This window comes from Gordonia sp. OPL2 (assembly GCF_003797825.1).
Lineage (GTDB): Bacteria > Actinomycetota > Actinomycetes > Mycobacteriales > Mycobacteriaceae > Gordonia.
This window is the reverse complement of record NZ_RKME01000017.1, coordinates 61,995-80,463: the sequence shown is the minus strand read 5'-3', so window position 1 is coordinate 80,463 and position 18,469 is coordinate 61,995. Positions and strand designations below refer to the sequence as shown.

Genomic DNA, 18,469 nt, shown 5'->3' with positions numbered 1-18,469 from the left:
CTACTGTTTGCGGACGGGCGGCGGTGTCCACGAACCGTCGAGGGCCGACGACGACGGTGCGTACAGACGCAAGGTCACCCCCAGCGGGCCGTTCGCAGGTGTGGGAAGCCAGTTCTCGGTGCGGCCACGGCCCGGATCGGTGTGTTGCAGCCAGATGTCGAGAGACCCGTCGTCGTTGTAGTGGAGCGGATCCCGATCGCCGATCGCGAAACGATCGATGTCGTTGGCCACCTGGTACCCCTCGGCGTCGTACATCGTGACCGACCAGAACGCGTCGACCGGCGGCAATTCGTCGGCGGCGAAGCGAAGCACGTAATTTCGGTCCCCGGTGAGTGGGTCACCATCGGCATCGGCGACCAGCAGCGGATAGATGGCCTCATTGGCGGGGTTGGCGCCGAGACCGACCAGCGTGACCTGTGCCCGTTTCAGGTACTCGTTGCCGTAGACGCCGATCGTCCGACGGACGACCTCCCAGCCGTGGGTCATGACTCCGATGTCGCTCAGGTCGGAGATGCGCGCGAGTGCGGCCTTGGCGCCCTGTTCGATCTGGGCTGTGTCGTCCGGTCCGAAAGTGCTTGCATCGAACGGCTCTCCGGGGACGATGCCCAGTCGGGCGATGCGCGACAACACCCCGAAGTCCGTGGGGTGCGGCCGATCGACCGTGAGAATCCTCGCCGCGATAGTGAAGAACTCGACCGCCGACATCGCATTGACGATGCGCAGCGGCTCGCCATCGAGATCGATGTCATCGGCCTCGGTCGTAGTGGAGGGGTCGCCCAGTGTCGTCACCGACAGGCCGTCCTGGAAGGCGTTGACCGCAGCGTAGTCCGAGGGACCGTTGGTCTGGGTACGCCCTATCACCCAGACGCGAGTCGTCGGTGCCTCCACGACCGCGGTCGCCGACGCCGCAAGATCCGCCGGCAGCGTCGCGGAGTGGCCCGGTGGCACAACGACGACCCGTTGGGGTCCGGTGCCAGTGGTCCGTTTTCCCGGTGAGGCGAAGACATCGGTCCACATGTCGAGCATGGGCATCATGTAGTAGCGGTCATCGCTGTCGGGGATGTCGATCTGCACCGGACCGCCGCTCAGGTCGAGCCACGCGGACGAGTACAGCGTGTCGAAGTTGGGCCGGACCACGGCCCGGAAGCCCGCCGACGGGAACTCCCGGAGGTGGTGAAAGTGATTGGCAGGGCCGAATGCCGGTCGATCGGCTGCCCGGGGAGAGGTCTGCTGTCTGCGGCTGACCTCCATCGTCACGAGCGGGTACAGGTAGATGTAGGCTTCGGCGCTGAGTGTCTCGAGGTCGTCGGACAGCATGCTCATGCCAGCGCCTTCGCCTTCAAGGACTCGTACTCCTGCTGCGTGATGGTGCCGGCGTCGAGCAGCGCCTTGGCATCGGCGATCTGTTCTGCCGAGGACTTCCCGGCGACCGAGCGGATGTAGTCGTCTGACTGCTGCTGCATCTGGGCCTGTGCCTCGGCGGCCCTGCGGGACATACCGTGCCCGCGCGCGATGAGGTACACCAGCGCCGTCAGCCACGGCACGAAGACCAGGAACAGCACCCACAGGGCCTTCCACCATCCGGACAGTCCGCGGTCACGGAACAGGTCGGTGATGATCCAGAAGAGGATCATCAGATAGGCGACGAAGGCGAAGATCACCACGGTGTACCAGATGAAGTCCCAGAATGAATCCCACATGTGCGTCTCCTTCACACCTCGGCGGCAGGAACTGCCGCGCTGACCGGGGTCGGACCCGTCCAGCATGCGCGTGGGCCGCTCGTCGCGGATCACACGGAAGGGATGAGTTCGTGGTCGAGGGCGATAACCGTCTCGTTTCATCCCGTCCGGGTGATGCCGAGAGACCGCCGTGCGTGAGATCGTCAGCGGGTGAACTCGACAGTCATGTCCGCGGATCCGCGATCGAGTGCCCCCGCGCAGCGCTATCGCACGGTCGCGGAGCGATCGGCCGACGGCCGGGCGGCCCGGGACCGGCTGGCGCCCGGCGATCTCGGCGACCTCGCCGCCGACGTCGAGGACGGTTCGCAGCGCGACCCGACGGCATTGCTGCTGCAGCAGGCGCAGACCCGGGTCGCCGAGTTGGTCCCCATCCGCCACGGGCGGATGGCCCGGACACCGTTCACCTTCTACCGGGGCGCCGCGCTGGTGATGGCCGACGACCTGTCCCGTTCCCCCAACAGCGGTCTCACCGTGCAGCTGTGCGGAGACGCGCATCTGAGCAACTTCGGCTTCTTCGCCACGCCCGAACGTCGACTGGCCTTCGACGTCAACGACTTCGACGAGACCTACCCGGGTCCGTTCGAATGGGACATCAAGCGACTCGCGGCGAGCCTGGCCGTCGCCGCCTTCGACAACGGCCTCCCGCGCAAGGAGGCCAAGCGGGTCGCGCGGGCATGCGCAGCGGAGTACCGCGAGGCCATGACGGCGCAGGCCGGGAAAGGCACGCTGGCAGCCTGGTACACCCATGCCGAACCATCGGAACGACTGACCGAGATCCGCGACCTGGTCGGAGCGTCGGCGACCAAGAACATGCAGTTGCAGATCAAGAAGGCCTGGCGCCGCGACAGTCTGCAGGCGCTGTCGAAACTGACCACCGTCGTCGACGGTGAGGTGCGGTTCGTCAGTGCGCCACCACTGATCGTGCCTGTCGAGGACGTGGTCGGTGATCGTGATCTGTCGACCGTCTACGACGAACTGCAGTCCAGACTGGTCGAGTTCCGCGAGACGATGGCCCCGCGGCACCGCGTGCTGCTCGACAAGTTCGAGTTCGTCCGCATGGCTCGTAAGGTCGTCGGGGTCGGCAGCGTCGGCACACAGGCATGGGTGTTGCTGTTCCGGGGCAAGGACGACGACGATCCGCTCCTGCTGCAGGCGAAGGAGGCTCAGGCGTCGGTCCTGGCGCGCTACCTGCCCGGACCCGAGTTCCGGTCCGAGGGCGAGCGTGTCGTGAACGGGCAGAAGCTCATCCAGGCGGTCAGCGACGTGTTCCTCGGGTGGCAGTCCGGAACAGGGTTCGACGGCGTCTACCGGCACTTCTACCTCCGGCAACTCCGAGACGCGAAGGGTTCGGTGCCGATCGAGACGCTCGACGCGGTCGCCCTCACGGTCTACGGGCGGGTCTGCGGGAGGGTGCTCGCCTACGGGCACGCACGATCGGGGGACTCCGTCGCCATCGCGGAGTACCTGGGACCGACCGACGAGTTCGACCGCGCCATGGGACGTTTCGCGGTCACGTACGCTGACCGCAACTCCCGCGACCACGCGGCGTTCGTGGCCGATATCGACCGCGGTGCCGTCACTGCCACAGCGGACCTCTAGGAGGCATGTCGTGACCGATCCGACCCCGGACCCGGCCCGTCCCGACGACGACACCGAGGCTGCCCGGCCGCTCGACGCCGACGAACGCGCCGAGCTCGAGCGGCTGCGGGCGCAGGTGGCGTCGCAGGCGCCCGACGCCCCCGGTCGAAAGATGGTGTGGCGACGGATCGGCGCGACCGTTCTCGTCGTCCTGTGCGCACTCCTCGCCCTGCTCTCGGTGACCACGCGGTACGTCCGTGGTGAGCTGCTCGACACCGAGCACTACCTCGCTACCGTCGCCCCGCTTGCCTCGGAACCCGCGGTGCAGCAACAGATCTCCGATGCGATCGTCGAGCAGATCGACGCTCAGGTAGACATCCAGGGCATCACGCAGTCGGCGTTGCAGCAGCTCGTCGACCTCACGCCCGCCGACCGGCCCCGCGTCGACTCGGCGCTCGTCGGCCTGGCGCCGGTCATCGCCAATCAAGCCCAGTCGTTCGTGCAGCAAACGGTGAACCAGTTCGTCCGATCCGACGAGTTCACCGAGCTCTGGGTCGCGGCGAATCGCGGTGCGCATCAGTCGGTGGTCGCCGCGCTCACCGGTGACACGCAGCGCGACGCCGTGAAGATCGACTCCGACGGCACGATCAGCATCCAGCTCGGACCGATCATCGATCAGGTCAAGCAACGACTGACCCAGCGCGGCTTCGCGTTCGCCGAGAAGATCCCGGAGGTCGACAAGAGTTTCGTGGTGTTCCAGTCGCCGCAGCTCGCCAACGCCCAGCGCTATGTCAGCGCGCTGGACAAGATCGCCGACATCCTGCCCTGGCTGGCCCTGGCCGCCGCGATCGGTGCCATCCTGCTGATCGGCCGCGGCAGACGTCTGCGGATGACGGCGATCGTCGCGGTGTCCATCCTGCTGGCGATGCTTCTGCTCGCCGTGGGGCTGCTGATCGGTCGCGCGGTCTACCTCGGCGAGGTGCCGTCGAATGTCCTGGCGCCGGATGCGGCGCGGGTGATCTTCGATACCGTCGTCGGGCCACTGCGGCTTGCGCTGCGTGCGGTGGCGGTGGCCGCTCTGGTCGTCGCCGTCGTGGTGTTCTTCGCAGGCGGATCGAGATCGGCAAAAGCCGTCCGCCGCGGGTTCGCCGGTGGCGTCGGTGCGATCGACTCCCGTCGCGCCCAGCGTGAGGCGAACACCGTCGAACGTGCGCTCTGGCAGGCCCGCATCCCGGTGCGTATCGCGATCGTCGCGGTGGCGGCGCTGATCCTGATGTTCTGGTCCTATCCCACCGGGCTCGTGGTGATCTGGACCGTGGTGATCACGTGCGCGGTGCTCGCCCTGCTCGAGGTCGCGATGCGGCCGGCCAAGCGCGACGTGGGCGCGGAGGTCGAGACGCCACAGCCCGGCGTCGGCGAGGCCTGACCCGCGGTCGGTGCGTGCCGGCCGCCGGTGGCACCAGGCCTATTCGGTGACCGGGGACGTCGAGGGTGGGTCCTTGCGTTCGCGTCGGCGGGCCACGCCCTGCGCCAGGAGCGAGGTCGAGCCGACAGGGGCCGGTGACCGCACCACCGGATGCCCGATGACGGCGCGGCGGCTGAGACGTCCGTGACGCACTGGCATGGCTCGACCTCCGACGGCTCCGGGTGACGCTTCCCTCATGAGAATCGCAGAACCACGAGTGTGATGTCGTCATCCGTGCAGGATGAAGGCCGATCGATGCACGATCGCGAGGCTAAGATTCACGCAGATCCCCGGAGTCGGGCCAGGGCACAGAGATCGGGTACTCGAGTGGGCGATGCAGGCGGACGGTTGGCGCCGGGTCTCCGGCTGCGCACGTCGCGACCGGAGATCCCGGCGGGGTACGTCCGACTCCATCGCATCGACGCTGCGCTGACCGCCTGCTCACCCGGGCGGGTGGCAGTGGTGGCGGCCGGTCCGGGATATGGGAAGACGCTCGCCGTCGCGGCCTGGACCCGTCACCATCCGCTCGACGGCCCGCTCGTCTGGTTGACCGTCGACGACACGTCGGGTGTTGCCTCGTTCTGGAACGACATCCTGGGCTCACTGGAAGCCGCCGGCGCGCTGGCGTCGCACAGCGCGTTGCGCGACATCGTGCCGGGAGTCGGTTTCGCCGAGCAGGAGATGGACCTCGTCATCGACGGGCTCGCCGAGTCCCCGGTGCCGATCACCCTCGTCCTCGACGACGTGCAGCGGATCACCCGGCCCGAGGTCCTCGAATCCATCCACCACCTGATCCGGCGCCGGCCCGGGCAACTCCGCCTGATCCTGATCACCCGCAAGGCCTCCGACCTCCGGCTGCAGAAACTGCGCCTCGACGGGCGACTGGTCGAGATCACCGCCGGTGACCTCACGTTCACCCGCGACGACGTCGTCGAGTTCTGCACCCGGATACGAGCCGAGATCTCCGACGACGACGTCGACACCCTTTTGGAACGCACCCAGGGATGGCCGACCGGATTGCGGTTGGCGGTGCTGAGCGCGCGCGACGACCTGCATGCTGGTGTCGTGCAGTTCAACGGGCAGAACGAACTCGTCGCCGCCTACCTGCTCGAAGAGGTTCTCGAGGATCTCGCGCCCACCGATCGACGATTCCTGTTGTCCACCAGCGTCGTCGAGCTGATGACTGCCGAACTGGCCCGCGTGTTGTCCGGCCGCGCCGACAGTCGGGCCGTGCTGGACGACCTGGTCGCCAACAACGTGTTGACGGTTCGGTTGTCGGACCGGCCCGACTGGTACGCGTACCATCCCCTGTTCCGGGAGTTGCTCGTCGACCGGCTCGCCGCCGAGAACCCGGACGCGCCTGCGGAATTGCATTGTCGGGCGGCGGAATGGTGCGTCGCCGAGGACGACCCGATCTCCGCGATCCGGCATTACGCGCACGCGCGAGAGTGGATGAAGGCGTCGGAGATCCTCAGCACGATCGCCCTGCCACTCGTGCTGTCGTCACAGGCTCCCGCGCTCGCCGCGGCTCTGGCACCACTCGCGGCCGAGGCCGGCCGTCGACCGACGGTCGACACCCTGCTGGCGGCTGCGATCGTCGCGTATCAGGCCGGTGACTTCGAGGTGATGGCGCGCAATGCCGACGACGCGTCGCGACTGCTGGGTGACTCCCCGGAATCGCCGACGGTGGGCACGCGGGTCGTCATCGCGCTCACCCGGATGGTGACCGCCCGGCACGGTCACCTCGACGACATCGTGCCGAGCTGCGATGCCATCCTCGATCTCGTCACCGAGGTCCCCCGATCCGCCGTGCCCGCCGCACCGGCCTACGCACTGATGGCTCGCAACAACCGGGCCATCGGGATGTTCCAGCGAGGCGAGATCGACGTCGCCGCAGCCGATCTGGAGTACAGTCGGACTGCTGCAGAGAGCGTCGGGATGTCGTTGATGGCGATGGCCGCCGGCACGTACCTCACGCTCGTCGACCTCGTCCGGGGTGAGCTGCCGCAGGTGCGGAGCCGCGTCGAGGAGATCGGGGCGGCGGCGAGACGGCGTGGCTGGACCCGTCAGCCACAGGCGATCGCCCTGTATGCGGCAGCGGCGCTGATGCATCTCGAACACCACGACCTCGAGGAAGCCGAACGCGCGGTGACCGCCGGTCGTCGCGCGGTGGCCGGTGGTTCCGACACCGGGGCCTGGCTGATCGTCGAGGCCGCGGCGGTCGGCATCGCCATCGCTCGCGGTGATGCCTATGCTGCCCGTACCGAATGCCGTCGCCTGGATCTCGCACGCTCCCGATCGCGATCGCTGCCGATGCTGTTGAGCAGTTGGCATGAGGTCGTCGCCGCGGAGACGAGGATCGTCGTCGGGGAGGCCGCCGTGGTCATCGACGAACTCGCCGGTCGGGCACGCAGCGACACCTATGCGGGTTCTCTCGCCCGGGTCGTCCTCGCGAAGGCCTACCTGGCCGTCGGACGTCCCGCCGACGCCCTCGAAACTCTCGGCACTGCAGCCGAGTTCGCGCCGTACCGGCTCCAGGTCGTCGAGGCGCAGGTGCTGTCGGCGGTGGCCTCGGCCCAGCTGCATAGGGAGTCCGTTGCGCTCGAACACATCGCCGCGGCGGTGCGGCTCGCCGAACCCGTCGGCCAGAAACGACCGTTCGTCGTCGCCGGGCCGCTGGTCGCCGGTCTACTCCTCCGCCACCAGCGACTCGCCGACAAGGAGTCGGCGTTCCTGCGCGACCTCGTCGAGGCGTGCGGCGGGGAGCCCGTGCCGGCGGTCGACGACGGTGTCCCGATCGAACCGCTCACCGACCGGGAGTTGGTCGTGCTGCGCTATCTGCCGACGATGTACAAGGCATCGGAGATCGCCGCGGATCTCTACGTCTCGGTGAACACGGTGAAGACCCATCAGCAGTCGATCTACCGGAAACTGGGTGTGTCCACCCGCCGCGACGCCGTCGACCGCGCGCGCGAACGCAATCTGATCTGACGGTCACGGTCGTTGGCCGGGGTCGGACCTCAACGTCGCGACGATGGCCTGTGTCGGTATCCGGCCCTGCGCGACCACCTCGGCCCCGGCGGCGTGCGCGGCGACGGCAAAGGGCCGGGCGCACAGGTACTCCCACACGATGACGGCCGCACAGCGGCCCGGTGCGACGGCGGTCGCCAGGTTCTCCACGTCCTCGAGCGCGAGGATCTCGGCCAGTGCGCCGTCGAGGATGCCGAGGCCGGCGTCGGTGAGGTCCTCGAACTCGGTGACGTCGACGGTGCCGTCGCGGTCACGTTCGATGATCAAGAGATCGAGGACCCGCATCACACCGCTCTCCACGAGCGAGGCGAGTTCGCCGGCCATCTCATCGGTGAAAGTCGTTGTCCGGCGGGGGAGTTCGACGACCACGTAGTCGATCGGACCGAGACCGGATGAGGTGGTCATCATGGACCTCCTCGTCGTCGGGCCCGGAGCAGGACCTGTCCTAGGAGTGTGCGTCGGCGGGACGCTCGGTGTCGTCATCCGGAAAGGATGATCGGGGCAGGAGAGTGGGCCGGGTCCCCGGCGAGGATCGCCCGCCGTCGGATGGGACCCGGCCCATGCCCGGACACGATGGACACGGAGGTCGTCCGTGCATCGTGGGTTCAGGGTGCGACGTCACGTCGCGTCGGAGTCGAACGCGCAGGATCGCGCGCCGACGCCGAAGCCGTCGGTCGACGGTTCTGCCGAAATGGTCGTGCCGGGTTACGGGGCCCAGGTACGCGGTGCCGCAGCGGCTTCGGTGTCGTCGGCGGGCGCGGTCACGCGGGACGCGCGGTTCACCGCCGACACGACCGCCCGCAGGCTCGCCGTGGTGATCGACGATGCGATGCCGACGCCCCACACGGTCTCGCCGTTGACCTCGGTCTCCACGTAGGCCGCCGCGCTCGCGTCGCCACCCGAGGTGAGGGCGTGCTCGCTGTAGTCGAGTACCCGGACGTCGTAGCCGACGGTCGACAGCGCGTCGACGAACGCCGCGAGCGGACCGTTGCCGCTGCCGGCGATCTCGCGCTCCACGCCGTCGACCTTCACCACCGCGGTGATGGAATCCTCACCGCCGTCGACCTCGGCCGCGTCGACCTTCTGACGCATCCGCTCGAGCGGCCAGATCGGATGCAGGTACTCCTCGGCGAAGACATCCCACATCGCCTTCGGATTGACCTCTCCGCCTTCGCCGTCGGTGATCTTCTGGATCTCCCGGCTGAACTCGATCTGCAGGCGGCGCGGCAGGTTCATGCCGTGATCGGCCTTCATGATGTAGGCGACGCCGCCCTTGCCCGACTGGCTGTTCACCCGGATGACGGCCTCGTAGTTGCGGCCGACGTCCTTCGGATCGATGGGCAGGTACGGCACCTGCCACAGGATGTCGTCCATGTCCTGATCGGCACCGTCGGCGTCGACCTTCATCTGGTCGAGGCCCTTGTTGATCGCGTCCTGGTGGCTACCGGAGAACGCGGTGTAGACCAGGTCGCCGCCGTAGGGGTGACGCTCGGGGACGTTCAGCTGATTGCAGTACTCGACCGTCCGTCGGATCTCGTCGATGTCGGAGAAGCTGATCTGCGGGTCGACGCCGCGGCTGAACAGGTTCATACCCAGCGTCACCAGGCAGACGTTGCCGGTGCGCTCACCGTTGCCGAACAGGCAGCCCTCGATCCGGTCGGCGCCGGCCTGGTAGCCCAGTTCGGCTGCGGCGACGGCGGTTCCACGGTCGTTGTGGGGATGCAGGCTCAGAATGACGGAGTCACGACGGGCGAGGTTGCGGTGCATCCACTCGATCGAGTCGGCGTAGACGTTCGGCGTCGCCATTTCGACGGTCGCCGGCAGGTTGACGATCATCGGCCGTTCCGGTGTCGGCGCGATGATCTCGCTGACCGCGTCGCACACCTCCTTGGCGAAGCTGAGTTCGGTGCCCGTGTAGGACTCGGGGGAGTACTCGTAACGCCAGGCGGTGTCGGGGTACTTGGCCTGCTCGACCAGCACCTTCTGCGCGGCGTCGGTGGCGATCTTCTTGATCGCGTCCTTGTCGGCGCGGAACACCACACGACGCTGCAGGACCGAGGTGGAGTTGTAGAAGTGGACGATGACGTTCGACGCGCCACGGCACGCGTCGAAGGTGCGCTCGATGAGCTCGTCGCGACACTGGGTCAGCACCTGGATGGTGACGTCCTCGGGGATCGCGTTGTCCTCGATGATCTCTCGGACGAAGTCGTAGTCGGTCTGGCTCGCCGACGGGAAGCCGACCTCGATCTCCTTGTAGCCCATACGGACCAGCAGGTCGAACATGCGGCGCTTGCGGGCCGGGCTCATCGGGTCGATCAGTGCCTGGTTGCCGTCACGCAGGTCGACGGCGCACCACTGCGGTGCCTTGGTGATGACCTGGTCGGGCCAGGTGCGGTCGGGTACCGCGACCTTCTCGACCTCGTCGGCGAACTGGCGGTACCGGTGTACCGGCATCGCCGAACTGCGTTGGGTGTTCCAGACGGCCTGACCGTCGGGGATGGGGCCGGACGGCTCGACGATGCGGCTCGTGCCGGAGGTGAAACTGTCTGCTGCTGCCATGATGGTCGGTTCTCCGTGTATCGAATGGGGAAAGACGACCGGCGCGTGAAAGGGCCCCGCGACGGAGAGCCGGTCGATTCAGACCCCGCCGCGGCAACCGAGAAGGAGGGCGCGCTGCATGCCCAGGACTGTACTCCCAGGACCGAGCGAGGATCAAATGTGGGAGTGTCGGCTGTTACGCCGACTCCTGTGCCGATGGGGTCAGGGCGTATAGCGAATCCAGTCGACCTTGACCGTGCCGGGATTCGGGGTGGAGGAGTTCGTGGCTCCCGGCCACGTACCGCCCACCGCCAGGTTGAGGATCGGGTACATCGGCTTGTTGTAGACCCATTGTTCGCCAGCGGTGAGGTCGCTGCGGTTGACGGTGTAGTACGGCGCGCCGTCGAACAGGAAGGTGATGGCTGTCGCCGTCTTGCGCACGCCGTAGGTGTGGAAGGCCGACGGGTCGATACCGGTGATGTCGGAGCCGCGTGAGTACTGGCCATTGAGCCCGGTCGGCAGCGGGATCCCATCGGGGACGACGTCGCGGACGGAGCCGAGGTCGAGTGAACCGAAGCCGCCCTCGCCCGTCGGACCGTGGACACCGATGTGGACGAAGTCGTAGTTGTTGATGTACTCGGCCATGTCGATCTCGCCGGCCGCCGGGAATCCGGCCTCCCAGATGTCGTGGCCGAGCATCCACCACCCGGTGTGCAATCCCTGTCCCTTCGGCATCGAGATCCGCGCGTTGATGGTGCCGTAGGTGAACTCGAACTTGTCCTTGGTGTTGATCCGGGCAGAGGTCCAGCTGTCGCCGTCGCGGCGCGCCTCGATGAGGAGGTTGCCGTCGCCGTCGAGCCGACTGTTCTGCCGGGACGACGTGTAGTTCTGCTTCTCGTTGTTGCCCCAACCGCCCGCCCCGGTCTCGTAGTTCCAGTAGGCGCTGTTGGGCGCGGTGCCGGCGGCGCCGTTGAACTCGTCGGCGAACGCGACGTCGGCGGCGCGCGCCGGGGAGGGCGTGATCATCGCAACGGCGAGTGCCGAGGTAAGGGCGAATGTGGCGGCGGCGACAGCTCGGCTGCGAATCCTGAACACAGGATAGGCTTACCACACCTGGACGTACGGTGTTCGCTGGGGTGAATCCGGTATTTGACGGTCGCCGTGATCGGATGGGCGAATGACATCGAGCGGAACTCCTGCCGTCGCCGTGGTCATCCCGGCCTTCGACGAGGCGACGTACATCGCGGACACCCTCGCAGCGCTGCAGGCGCAGACGTTCGACGACGTGGTCCACCGGCGGGTGCTGCACGGATTCCGCATCATCGTCGTCGACAACAACAGCACCGACGGGACCGCGGACGTCGTGCGTCGGGTCGCGTCGTCGTCGTCGGTGCCGATCGAGGTCATCAGCGAGACCGAGCCGGGGACGGGATGTGCGGCCGACACCGGGTTCCGCCACGCGATCGCGACCGGCGCGATCTACATCGCAAGGACGGACGCGGACACCCTGCCGGCACCCGACTGGTTGTCGAACGTGGTGGCACCGCTGCTCGATGGGAAGCGTCTCGTCGGCGGGCGGGTGCGCGCTCGGAGCGAGCAGGGCACCTCCGCGGCGATGTTCAACGCCGTCGGCCACCTGTGGCGGGTGGGGCATGCCGTCGAGTGGTGGCGCACCCGGTCGCAACCGGATGAGTTGCGGAGGAGTTTCGCGGTCGTCGGCAACAACCTCGCGGTGGATGCCGAGATGTATGAACGGTGTGGCGGGTTTCCGCGCACGAGCATCGGGGACGTCGACGAGGATCAAGTGCTGCAGCAGAGAGTCCGAGCGGTCGCCGGTGCGCGCGGGATCGCACTACGCAAGCAGGCGGTGGTCTACACATCGCTGCGCCGGCTCGAGGCGTACGGAACCAAGGGGTTCGTCGAGTGGTACCGGTCGGACGACCGCTCGACGATCGACCGCGACGCCGACGTCCGCTGACGCCGCACGGTGTGCGGAGATCGCGACCGCCAGTAGCGCACATAAGCGACAAAATGGCCGTTGAGCTGGGAAAATGACACTGAATTCGAGAGCAGAATCTCAGTCGCCTCACATCTGCGGTCGATAGCTTCTCTCGCGTGCCGAGGTGCTCGGCACGCATCTCGCGACGGCTCGGCCGTCCGATGGTCAGAAAGGTATGTGCCCCCATGGACCTCAACTCCCGCATGTCCCGACGGGTCGCCTGCACCCTCGCGGGCGTAGGTATCGCATCGACGATCGCCGTCGGCGGTGTCGCCACCGCCGCGCCGGCACCCACGCCGCATCCACAGGTGACCGGAACGAACTGCTCCGTCGCGCAGGTCGAACGCGCACTCGCGAAGGAGGATCCGGCCCTGTGGAAGCGGATCGAGGCGAACCCGACGATGAAGAAGCATTTCGAGACAGCGCTCACCATGACGAAGGAGCAGCGGAAGGCGAAGCGTGCGGAGTTCCGCAAGAATCATCCGACCGAGTCGGCGATCGGGAAGTTCATCCGTGAGCATCACCTGACCCGGCCGGAGATGAAGCAGACCCGTGCCGCGGTCAAGCGGGCGAAGGAGACCTGCAGCCGCTTCTGACCCTCGAGCTCAGGGGTGCGGCGAGCTCGTGAACGGATGTCCCCAGGTGTCGGCGAATGCCACCTCGTCGAGGGGGAGCCGGGTTCGTGGACGTTCGTCGCGCTCTCGGATGTCACTCGCGACCTGCTCGGGCGCGGCCACCGCGCCGAGCCCGAGCAGGACCAGCGGTCGGCGATCCTCCGGGATCGCGAAGCGTCGGACGGCTTTCTCCGCGTCGAAACCGGCCATTGGGTGGGCGTTGAACCCGATCGAGTTGGCTTGCAGGATCATCTGTGACACAGCCAATCCCACGTCGACGGCCGCATAGGTGCGTGCCTTCTCGTCATCGGGTTCGGCGGCCGTGCACACCAGGATCAGGGCGGCCGAGGCCGGTGCCCAGCCGGCATTCCCACGCGTCAGCGTCTCGGTGAGGCCTGCGAACGTGTCGTCGGCGCGACGGCCCACCACGAAACGTACGGGCTGCACACGACCCCACGTCGGCGCCCAGCGCCCAGCGTCGAGCACCGAGGTCAGGTCATCGACCGAGATCTCCGCGGTGGCGTCGTAACCCCGGGCACTCCAACGTCCTTCGATCAACTCATGCACACCGGCCACCGTAGGCCATGGCACGCGGGTCCACCCACCGCCGACCGGGTCCAGATCCTCGCTGACCGTGTCCAGAATTTCGCCGAGTGTGTCCAGAAATCCGCTGACCGGGTCCAGAATTTCGCCGAGTGTGCCCGGTGCCATCGGTAGTTGACGGTGCGCGCCCGGTCGAATCGGCCGCTGGACACGATGGGCGCGATTCTGGACACGGTCAGCGAAATTCTGGACACGATCGGCGAGAGTCTGGGGCACGGTCGTCACGGGTGAGGGCGGTCGGCGGGGCGACCCGCCGACGTCAGGCGCGGGTCGTGTCCTCGTGCCGTACACCGTCGGCCGGCCGCGTGCGCATCACGAACGTCAGGACCACGGCCAGGATGCCGAGGGCGATGACTGCGGCGAGTGAGGCGGCATGCATCCCGTCGACGAAGGCGACACGGGCCGCGCTCGCCAGTTCATCTCCGCCGGAACCCATCTCGACGGCGCGGTGCAGGGTATCGCCGAGTGTGTCGCCGAATGTCCACCCCTGGGAGTTCTCCCGGAACACGAGCGTCGCCAACGACCCGAGGAGGGCGAGTCCCATCGCGGTGCCGAGTTCGAAGCTCGTCTCGGAGATACCCGACGCCGCACCTGACCGTTCGACCGGAACGGAGCCGACGACGACGTCGGAGACCACGCTGAACTGAATGCCGTAACCGATGCCCGCGATCGACGTGAACAGGAGATAGACCCACAGCGGACTCGACATCGTCAGCGCGAGCAGTCCCAGGTTGCCGACGGCGGCCAGGAGCACGGAACCGACGAATGCGCTCCGCAGACCCATGGCCGCGACGACACGGGACGCGCCGATCGAGAACACGGCCACCGCCACGGCCATCGGCAGACCGGCGAGCGCCGCCGACAACACGTCGAACCCGCGCACCGACTGCAGGTACACCCCTGTCAGGTACGACATCCCGCCCAGCGCCATCATGCCGACCAGGGCGACCGACACCGCGGCGCTGAATTGCGGGTTGCGGAACAGCGCGAGGTCGAGCAGGGGCGCGGTGACCCGACGCTGATGCATCAGGAACAGCGCGAGCATGACGACGCCGAACACGCCGACACCGGCCACCCCGGCGGTCACGCCGTCGGCGGCCATGGTCTTCACGGCGTAGACGAGCGGCAGGATGCCCATCATCGACAGGACGACGCCGGTGACGTCGAAGCGCGCGACGTTGGGTGCGCGGTATTCGGGGACGAGTCGGGGTCCGGCGATGAACAGCACGGCGAGGACGGGGACGTTGATCAGGAACACGCTGCCCCACCAGAAGTGGTGCAGCAGAACGCCGCCGATCACCGGGCCGATGGCGCTGCCGCCAGCGAAGGCCGCGGTCCAGACGCCGATCGCCTTCGCCCGGTCTCGGGCGTTCGGGAACATGTTCGCGATCAGTGACAGGCTCGACGGCATCAGCGTGGCGCCGCCGACACCCATCAGGGCGCGGGCGGCGATCAGGATCGCGGCGTTCGGAGCGAAGGCGGCGATGACCGATGCGACGCCGAAGAGCGCGGCGCCGGCGAGCAGGATCCGCCGACGACCCACCCGGTCGCCGACGTTGCCCATGGTGATCAACAGGCCGGCAATGAGGAATCCGTAGATGTCGAGAATCCACAGCTGCTCGGCCGCGGTCGGGTCGAGCGCGTCGGTGATGGCGGGGATCGCCAGGTAGAGGACCGAGAAGTCCATCGACACGAGGAGGACGGGCAGGGTCAGGACGGCCAGACCCCACCACATACGTCGGTCCGCGCCGGAATCCCGGTGGCGCAGATCAGACGGTGGGGTGAGGGTGGACATGACGGACTCCTACGGGTCTCTCGAACAACAGGACGGCGCAGCACCCCGGGGGTCGCGTACGCCGTACGCATTAGACGGTACGAGATTGAGTACGCTGTACGCAACCGGAATATTCCCGCAGGTGACGCACGGGATGAGCACGCCGTCGTCGAACGGCGGGGAGGAGAGCCGCTTGTCGTCGACCGACAAGTCGAATGCCGGCGCGAAACTCACGCTGGACGCCATCGTCGACGCCGCGATCGATGTCGCCGACCGCGACGGGATCGGTGCGCTGTCGATGCGGCGGATCGCCGACGAACTCGGCGTCGGGGCGATGTCGCTGTACCGACACGTCGACGACAAGGATGCGCTGCTCCAGCAGATGTCCGAGGAGATCGGCCGACGATTCCCGTACCCGGTCGACGATCCGGAACCGCCGGGCTGGCGGGACCGTGTCGCGCTCATCGTCGACATCGACTGGGAGCTCTATCGGCGGCATCCCTGGGTCGTCATCGCATACTCGTCGCCGCGGCACAGTTTCGGTGACGAGTCACTGCGCTGCCTGGATTGGTTCGCCGCAGGTTTCCTGGAGCTCGACGTGGATCTGGTCGAGGCGACCGGGATGGCGCTGACCGTGTGGAGCTATGTCCATGGTGTCGCGCTGGTCGCCGTCAGCGACGACCTGATCCGTGCGGAGAAGCCGTCGGAGCGTCCGGACGGACTCGAGGATCTGGTGGCCGGCCGCAGCAAGGCCGTGGCACCGCACCTCTCCCGGCTGGCGGGAGAGGACGCGGCGCCACGATTGCTGGACCCGCGCGCACGACTCGACGACGGAATCGCTTATCTCTGTGCCGGATTCGCGGCCGGTGTGAGGGGCGCAGACGGTTCGCGACGTTCACCCTGAGTGACCGCCATCAGCACGCCGCCGGCGACCAGCAGGCTGCCCGCGACGAGCACGGTCACGGTCATCCCATGGGCGAACGCGTCCGACGACGACGGCAGACCACGGGTCGCTGCGCCGAACACGGCGACCATGATCGCGAGCCCCACGGTGCCGCCGAGTTGCTGCGCGGTGTTCACGACGCCCGACGCTGCACCGGCGTCGTCGGGGTGCACGCCCCGCAGGGCCGCCGTCGTCAGTGACAGGAAGGCCATTCCGCCGCCCGCCCCGACAAGGATGAACGGGCCGACAAGTGACGCGTAGGCGGTGTGCGCGTCGAGTGTGCTGAGCCAGAACAGACCGGCTGCGGCCGCGGAGAACGCGGCCAGCAGGAGCGTCCGATTGCTGAACCGGGAGACCAGAATTCGCGCAGTGATCTGCGATGAGGCGAACGTGGCGGCCGTCATCGGCAGGTACGCGAGCCCGGTCTCGAGTGGGCCGTAGTGCAGCACCTCCTGCATGTACTGCGTCAGGAAGAACATCATCCCCATGAAGCCGGCGACCATGACGAGTCGGCCCACATGGGCCGAGCTGCGGGGCACGCTCGCGAACAGGCGCAATGGGGTGATCGGCGCTGCAGCGCGGGTCTCGGTGACGACGAATGCGACGAGCAGGGTGCCGCCGACGACGAGTGCCACGACCGTCACCGGGCTGGACCAGGACTGCTCGGCGGCGTGGACGAGACCGTAGACGATCGCGCCGATCCCGGCGGTCGAATACAGAGCGCCCTGAAGATCGAAGGATCCCGAACGTCGGGCCGTCTGCGGGAGTGAGAACATCCCGGCCAACGCCACGGCGGCGCCGATCGGCAGGTTCACGAAGAACACCCACCTCCAATCCAGCCACTGCACCAGGGCGCCGCCGAGTACCAGACCCAGTGAGAATCCGCCGATCGACACCGCGGTGAACAGGGCAAGCGCTCGGGTTCGCTGCGGGCCTTCCGGGAATCGGGTCATCAAGAGGGCGAGCGCGGCCGGCGCAGCGACGGCCGCTCCGACTCCCTGTAGTGCGCGTGCGACGAGCAGCATCGACGAATCGGTGGCCAGCCCGCCGAATGCCGACGCAGCGAGGAACACCGTCAGACCACCCAGGAATGTGCCCCGTCTGCCGAGGATGTCGCCGAGGCGGGCGCCGAGCAGCAGGAGGCCGCCGAACGTCAGGGTGTAGGCGTTCAGCACCCAGGACAGGCTCGATGTCGAGAAGTCAAGGGACCGTTGAGTATCCGGGAGTGCCACGTTGACGATGGTTGCATCGACCACCACCATCAACTGGCATCCGAGCACGGCGAGCAGGATCAGGGCATCGATATTCACCCGCGAACGCAGCCAACCGACCCCGGGAATGGGTGCCGGCGTATAGGCGCGTTCGACCGATGGAGAAAGAGACATGGAGAACTCTTTTCGGGTTGGGGTCATCGAGAATGGATGCGAGTACACTCGGCAAAGAAACGGAAGCTTCCTCCGATTAATATACGGAGGATTCCTCCGGTTAGCAAGTGGACCCTGCGCGAGGGATGTCGCGTGGTGACGAGATGAAGGAGCGGATGCCGTGGCGGCCGGTGCCAAGCCCACGACAGGGTCGACGACAGGCGCGTCGGCGACAACTCCGAAGGCTGCGATGTCGAAGCGACCCACGCGGGCAGATGCCGCGCGAAACTACGACAAGCTGGTTGAGGCCGCCCAAGAGCTCTTTCACGTCGAGGGGATCGAGGTCGCTCTGGACAAGGTCGCCGCCGAGGCGGGGGTCGGCATCGGCACGCTCTACCGCCACTTCCCGAATCGCACGGCGCTGGTCGAGGCGACCTTCCGCACCTACTCGGCTCAGATCGTCGACGACGGGTGGCGGCGCCTCGAGACCGAGTCGCCGGACGCCGCTCTCGCGGGACTCTTCGCCGCCTACATGTCCACGGCCGGCACCAAGCGGGGGATGAAAGAGGCGATTCTGGCCGCGGTCGGCGACGATGCGGAGGTCTTCGACGAGACCAGGACACGGTCCCGCGAGCTCACGGCTGCCATCCTCGAGGCGGGTCGTCGGCAGGGTGTGTTCCGTGACGACGTCGAGCCGGACGACGTGTCGCGGCTCCTGGGTGGATTGTCGATGACGTGCGTACCGAGCGACACCACGGACACGCGCGATCGTCTCATCAAGGTCGTTCTCGACGGTCTGCGTCCGCAGGACTGACGGCCGGC

The 18,469-nt window shown here is 67.5% G+C and carries 16 protein-coding genes; 7 read left to right on the top strand and 9 right to left on the bottom strand.

Annotation, left to right across the window (positions count from 1 at the left end; all coding sequences use genetic code 11):
* Together EEB19_RS16380 and EEB19_RS16375 are read right to left on the bottom strand one after the other, a co-directional pair.
* The gene (locus EEB19_RS16380; protein WP_187588137.1) at positions 1-1,323 is read right to left on the bottom strand and encodes a DUF1254 domain-containing protein; all 1,323 of its coding nucleotides are present in this window, start codon (positions 1,321-1,323) and stop codon (positions 1-3) included.
* Positions 1,320-1,700, bottom strand: coding sequence for an SHOCT domain-containing protein (locus EEB19_RS16375; protein ID WP_187588135.1), 381 nt, complete (start codon positions 1,698-1,700; stop codon positions 1,320-1,322). The genes EEB19_RS16380 and EEB19_RS16375 overlap by 4 nt, the downstream gene beginning before the upstream one ends.
* 189 nt (positions 1,701-1,889) lie before the next feature.
* On the opposite strand from EEB19_RS16375, the gene EEB19_RS16370 reads away from it, so the two are divergent.
* Complete coding sequence (locus EEB19_RS16370; RefSeq protein WP_262365711.1) at positions 1,890-3,338, top strand: DUF2252 domain-containing protein; 1,449 nt, start codon at positions 1,890-1,892, stop codon at positions 3,336-3,338.
* Between the two features lie 10 nt (positions 3,339-3,348).
* Positions 3,349-4,743 (top strand): hypothetical protein, encoded by a 1,395-nt coding sequence (locus EEB19_RS16365; RefSeq protein ID WP_187588133.1) that lies wholly within the window; start codon positions 3,349-3,351, stop codon positions 4,741-4,743.
* A 39-nt stretch (positions 4,744-4,782) separates the two neighbouring features.
* Here EEB19_RS16365 and EEB19_RS16360 read toward each other — a convergent pair whose 3' ends face one another.
* The gene (locus tag EEB19_RS16360) at positions 4,783-4,941 is read right to left on the bottom strand and encodes a hypothetical protein (RefSeq protein WP_187588131.1); all 159 of its coding nucleotides are present in this window, start codon (positions 4,939-4,941) and stop codon (positions 4,783-4,785) included.
* A 168-nt stretch (positions 4,942-5,109) separates the two neighbouring features.
* Between EEB19_RS16360 and EEB19_RS16355 the strand changes: the two genes are divergently transcribed.
* Positions 5,110-7,773, top strand: a complete 2,664-nt coding sequence (locus EEB19_RS16355; protein ID WP_187588129.1) for a LuxR C-terminal-related transcriptional regulator — start codon at positions 5,110-5,112, stop codon at positions 7,771-7,773.
* Positions 7,774-7,776: 3 nt separating this feature from the next.
* Here the strand turns inward: EEB19_RS16355 and EEB19_RS16350 are convergent, their stop codons facing one another.
* From EEB19_RS16350 to EEB19_RS16340, 3 genes are all read right to left on the bottom strand, one after another.
* Positions 7,777-8,217 (bottom strand): DUF6325 family protein, encoded by a 441-nt coding sequence (locus EEB19_RS16350; protein ID WP_222929950.1) that lies wholly within the window; start codon positions 8,215-8,217, stop codon positions 7,777-7,779.
* Between the two features lie 300 nt (positions 8,218-8,517).
* Positions 8,518-10,371, bottom strand: coding sequence for a 2-isopropylmalate synthase (gene leuA / locus EEB19_RS16345; protein WP_187588125.1), 1,854 nt, complete (start codon positions 10,369-10,371; stop codon positions 8,518-8,520).
* Positions 10,372-10,572: 201 nt separating this feature from the next.
* On the bottom strand, positions 10,573-11,376 hold the full coding sequence (locus EEB19_RS16340; protein WP_187588123.1) for a glycoside hydrolase family 16 protein: 804 nt from the start codon (positions 11,374-11,376) through the stop codon (positions 10,573-10,575).
* Positions 11,377-11,527: 151 nt separating this feature from the next.
* On the opposite strand from EEB19_RS16340, the gene EEB19_RS16335 reads away from it, so the two are divergent.
* Positions 11,528-12,328: a glycosyltransferase family 2 protein gene (locus EEB19_RS16335; protein WP_187588121.1), complete on the top strand. Its 801-nt coding sequence runs from the start codon at positions 11,528-11,530 to the stop codon at positions 12,326-12,328.
* 206 nt (positions 12,329-12,534) lie between these two features.
* On the top strand, positions 12,535-12,945 hold the full coding sequence (locus EEB19_RS16330; RefSeq protein WP_187588119.1) for a hemophore-related protein: 411 nt from the start codon (positions 12,535-12,537) through the stop codon (positions 12,943-12,945).
* 9 nt (positions 12,946-12,954) lie between these two features.
* On the opposite strand, the gene EEB19_RS16325 is transcribed toward EEB19_RS16330, so the two are convergent.
* The gene (locus EEB19_RS16325) at positions 12,955-13,530 is read right to left on the bottom strand and encodes a nitroreductase family protein (RefSeq protein ID WP_187588235.1); all 576 of its coding nucleotides are present in this window, start codon (positions 13,528-13,530) and stop codon (positions 12,955-12,957) included.
* A gap of 295 nt (positions 13,531-13,825) precedes the next feature.
* On the bottom strand, positions 13,826-15,361 hold the full coding sequence (locus EEB19_RS16320; protein ID WP_187588117.1) for an MFS transporter: 1,536 nt from the start codon (positions 15,359-15,361) through the stop codon (positions 13,826-13,828).
* Between the two features lie 133 nt (positions 15,362-15,494).
* Between EEB19_RS16320 and EEB19_RS16315 the strand changes: the two genes are divergently transcribed.
* The gene (locus EEB19_RS16315) at positions 15,495-16,244 is read left to right on the top strand and encodes a TetR/AcrR family transcriptional regulator (RefSeq protein WP_187588233.1); all 750 of its coding nucleotides are present in this window, start codon (positions 15,495-15,497) and stop codon (positions 16,242-16,244) included.
* Here the strand turns inward: EEB19_RS16315 and EEB19_RS16310 are convergent.
* Positions 16,181-17,668, bottom strand: coding sequence for an MFS transporter (locus EEB19_RS16310; protein WP_187588115.1), 1,488 nt, complete (start codon positions 17,666-17,668; stop codon positions 16,181-16,183). The two genes, EEB19_RS16315 and EEB19_RS16310, sit on opposite strands and share 64 nt — an antisense overlap.
* Before the next feature lie 229 nt (positions 17,669-17,897).
* On the opposite strand from EEB19_RS16310, the gene EEB19_RS16305 reads away from it, so the two are divergent.
* A complete protein-coding gene (locus EEB19_RS16305) occupies positions 17,898-18,461 on the top strand; it encodes a TetR/AcrR family transcriptional regulator (protein WP_187588113.1) in 564 nt (187 codons plus the stop codon).
* Positions 18,462-18,469 lie beyond the last annotated feature (8 nt).

Coding starts and splice junctions, on each gene's coding strand:
- EEB19_RS16350 (WP_222929950.1), bottom strand. CDS start 8,217: ATGACCACCTCATCCGGTCTCGGTCCGATCGACTACGTGGTCGTCGAA.
- EEB19_RS16360 (WP_187588131.1), bottom strand. CDS start 4,941: ATGCCAGTGCGTCACGGACGTCTCAGCCGCCGCGCCGTCATCGGGCAT.
- EEB19_RS16340 (WP_187588123.1), bottom strand. CDS start 11,376: ATGATCACGCCCTCCCCGGCGCGCGCCGCCGACGTCGCGTTCGCCGAC.
- EEB19_RS16305 (WP_187588113.1), top strand. CDS start 17,898: ATGTCGAAGCGACCCACGCGGGCAGATGCCGCGCGAAACTACGACAAG.
- EEB19_RS16380 (WP_187588137.1), bottom strand. CDS start 1,323: ATGAGCATGCTGTCCGACGACCTCGAGACACTCAGCGCCGAAGCCTAC.
- EEB19_RS16330 (WP_187588119.1), top strand. CDS start 12,535: ATGGACCTCAACTCCCGCATGTCCCGACGGGTCGCCTGCACCCTCGCG.
- EEB19_RS16335 (WP_187588121.1), top strand. CDS start 11,528: ATGACATCGAGCGGAACTCCTGCCGTCGCCGTGGTCATCCCGGCCTTC.
- EEB19_RS16320 (WP_187588117.1), bottom strand. CDS start 15,361: ATGTCCACCCTCACCCCACCGTCTGATCTGCGCCACCGGGATTCCGGC.
- EEB19_RS16375 (WP_187588135.1), bottom strand. CDS start 1,700: ATGTGGGATTCATTCTGGGACTTCATCTGGTACACCGTGGTGATCTTC.
- EEB19_RS16310 (WP_187588115.1), bottom strand. CDS start 17,668: ATGTCTCTTTCTCCATCGGTCGAACGCGCCTATACGCCGGCACCCATT.
- EEB19_RS16315 (WP_187588233.1), top strand. CDS start 15,495: ATGAGCACGCCGTCGTCGAACGGCGGGGAGGAGAGCCGCTTGTCGTCG.
- leuA (WP_187588125.1), bottom strand. CDS start 10,371: ATGGCAGCAGCAGACAGTTTCACCTCCGGCACGAGCCGCATCGTCGAG.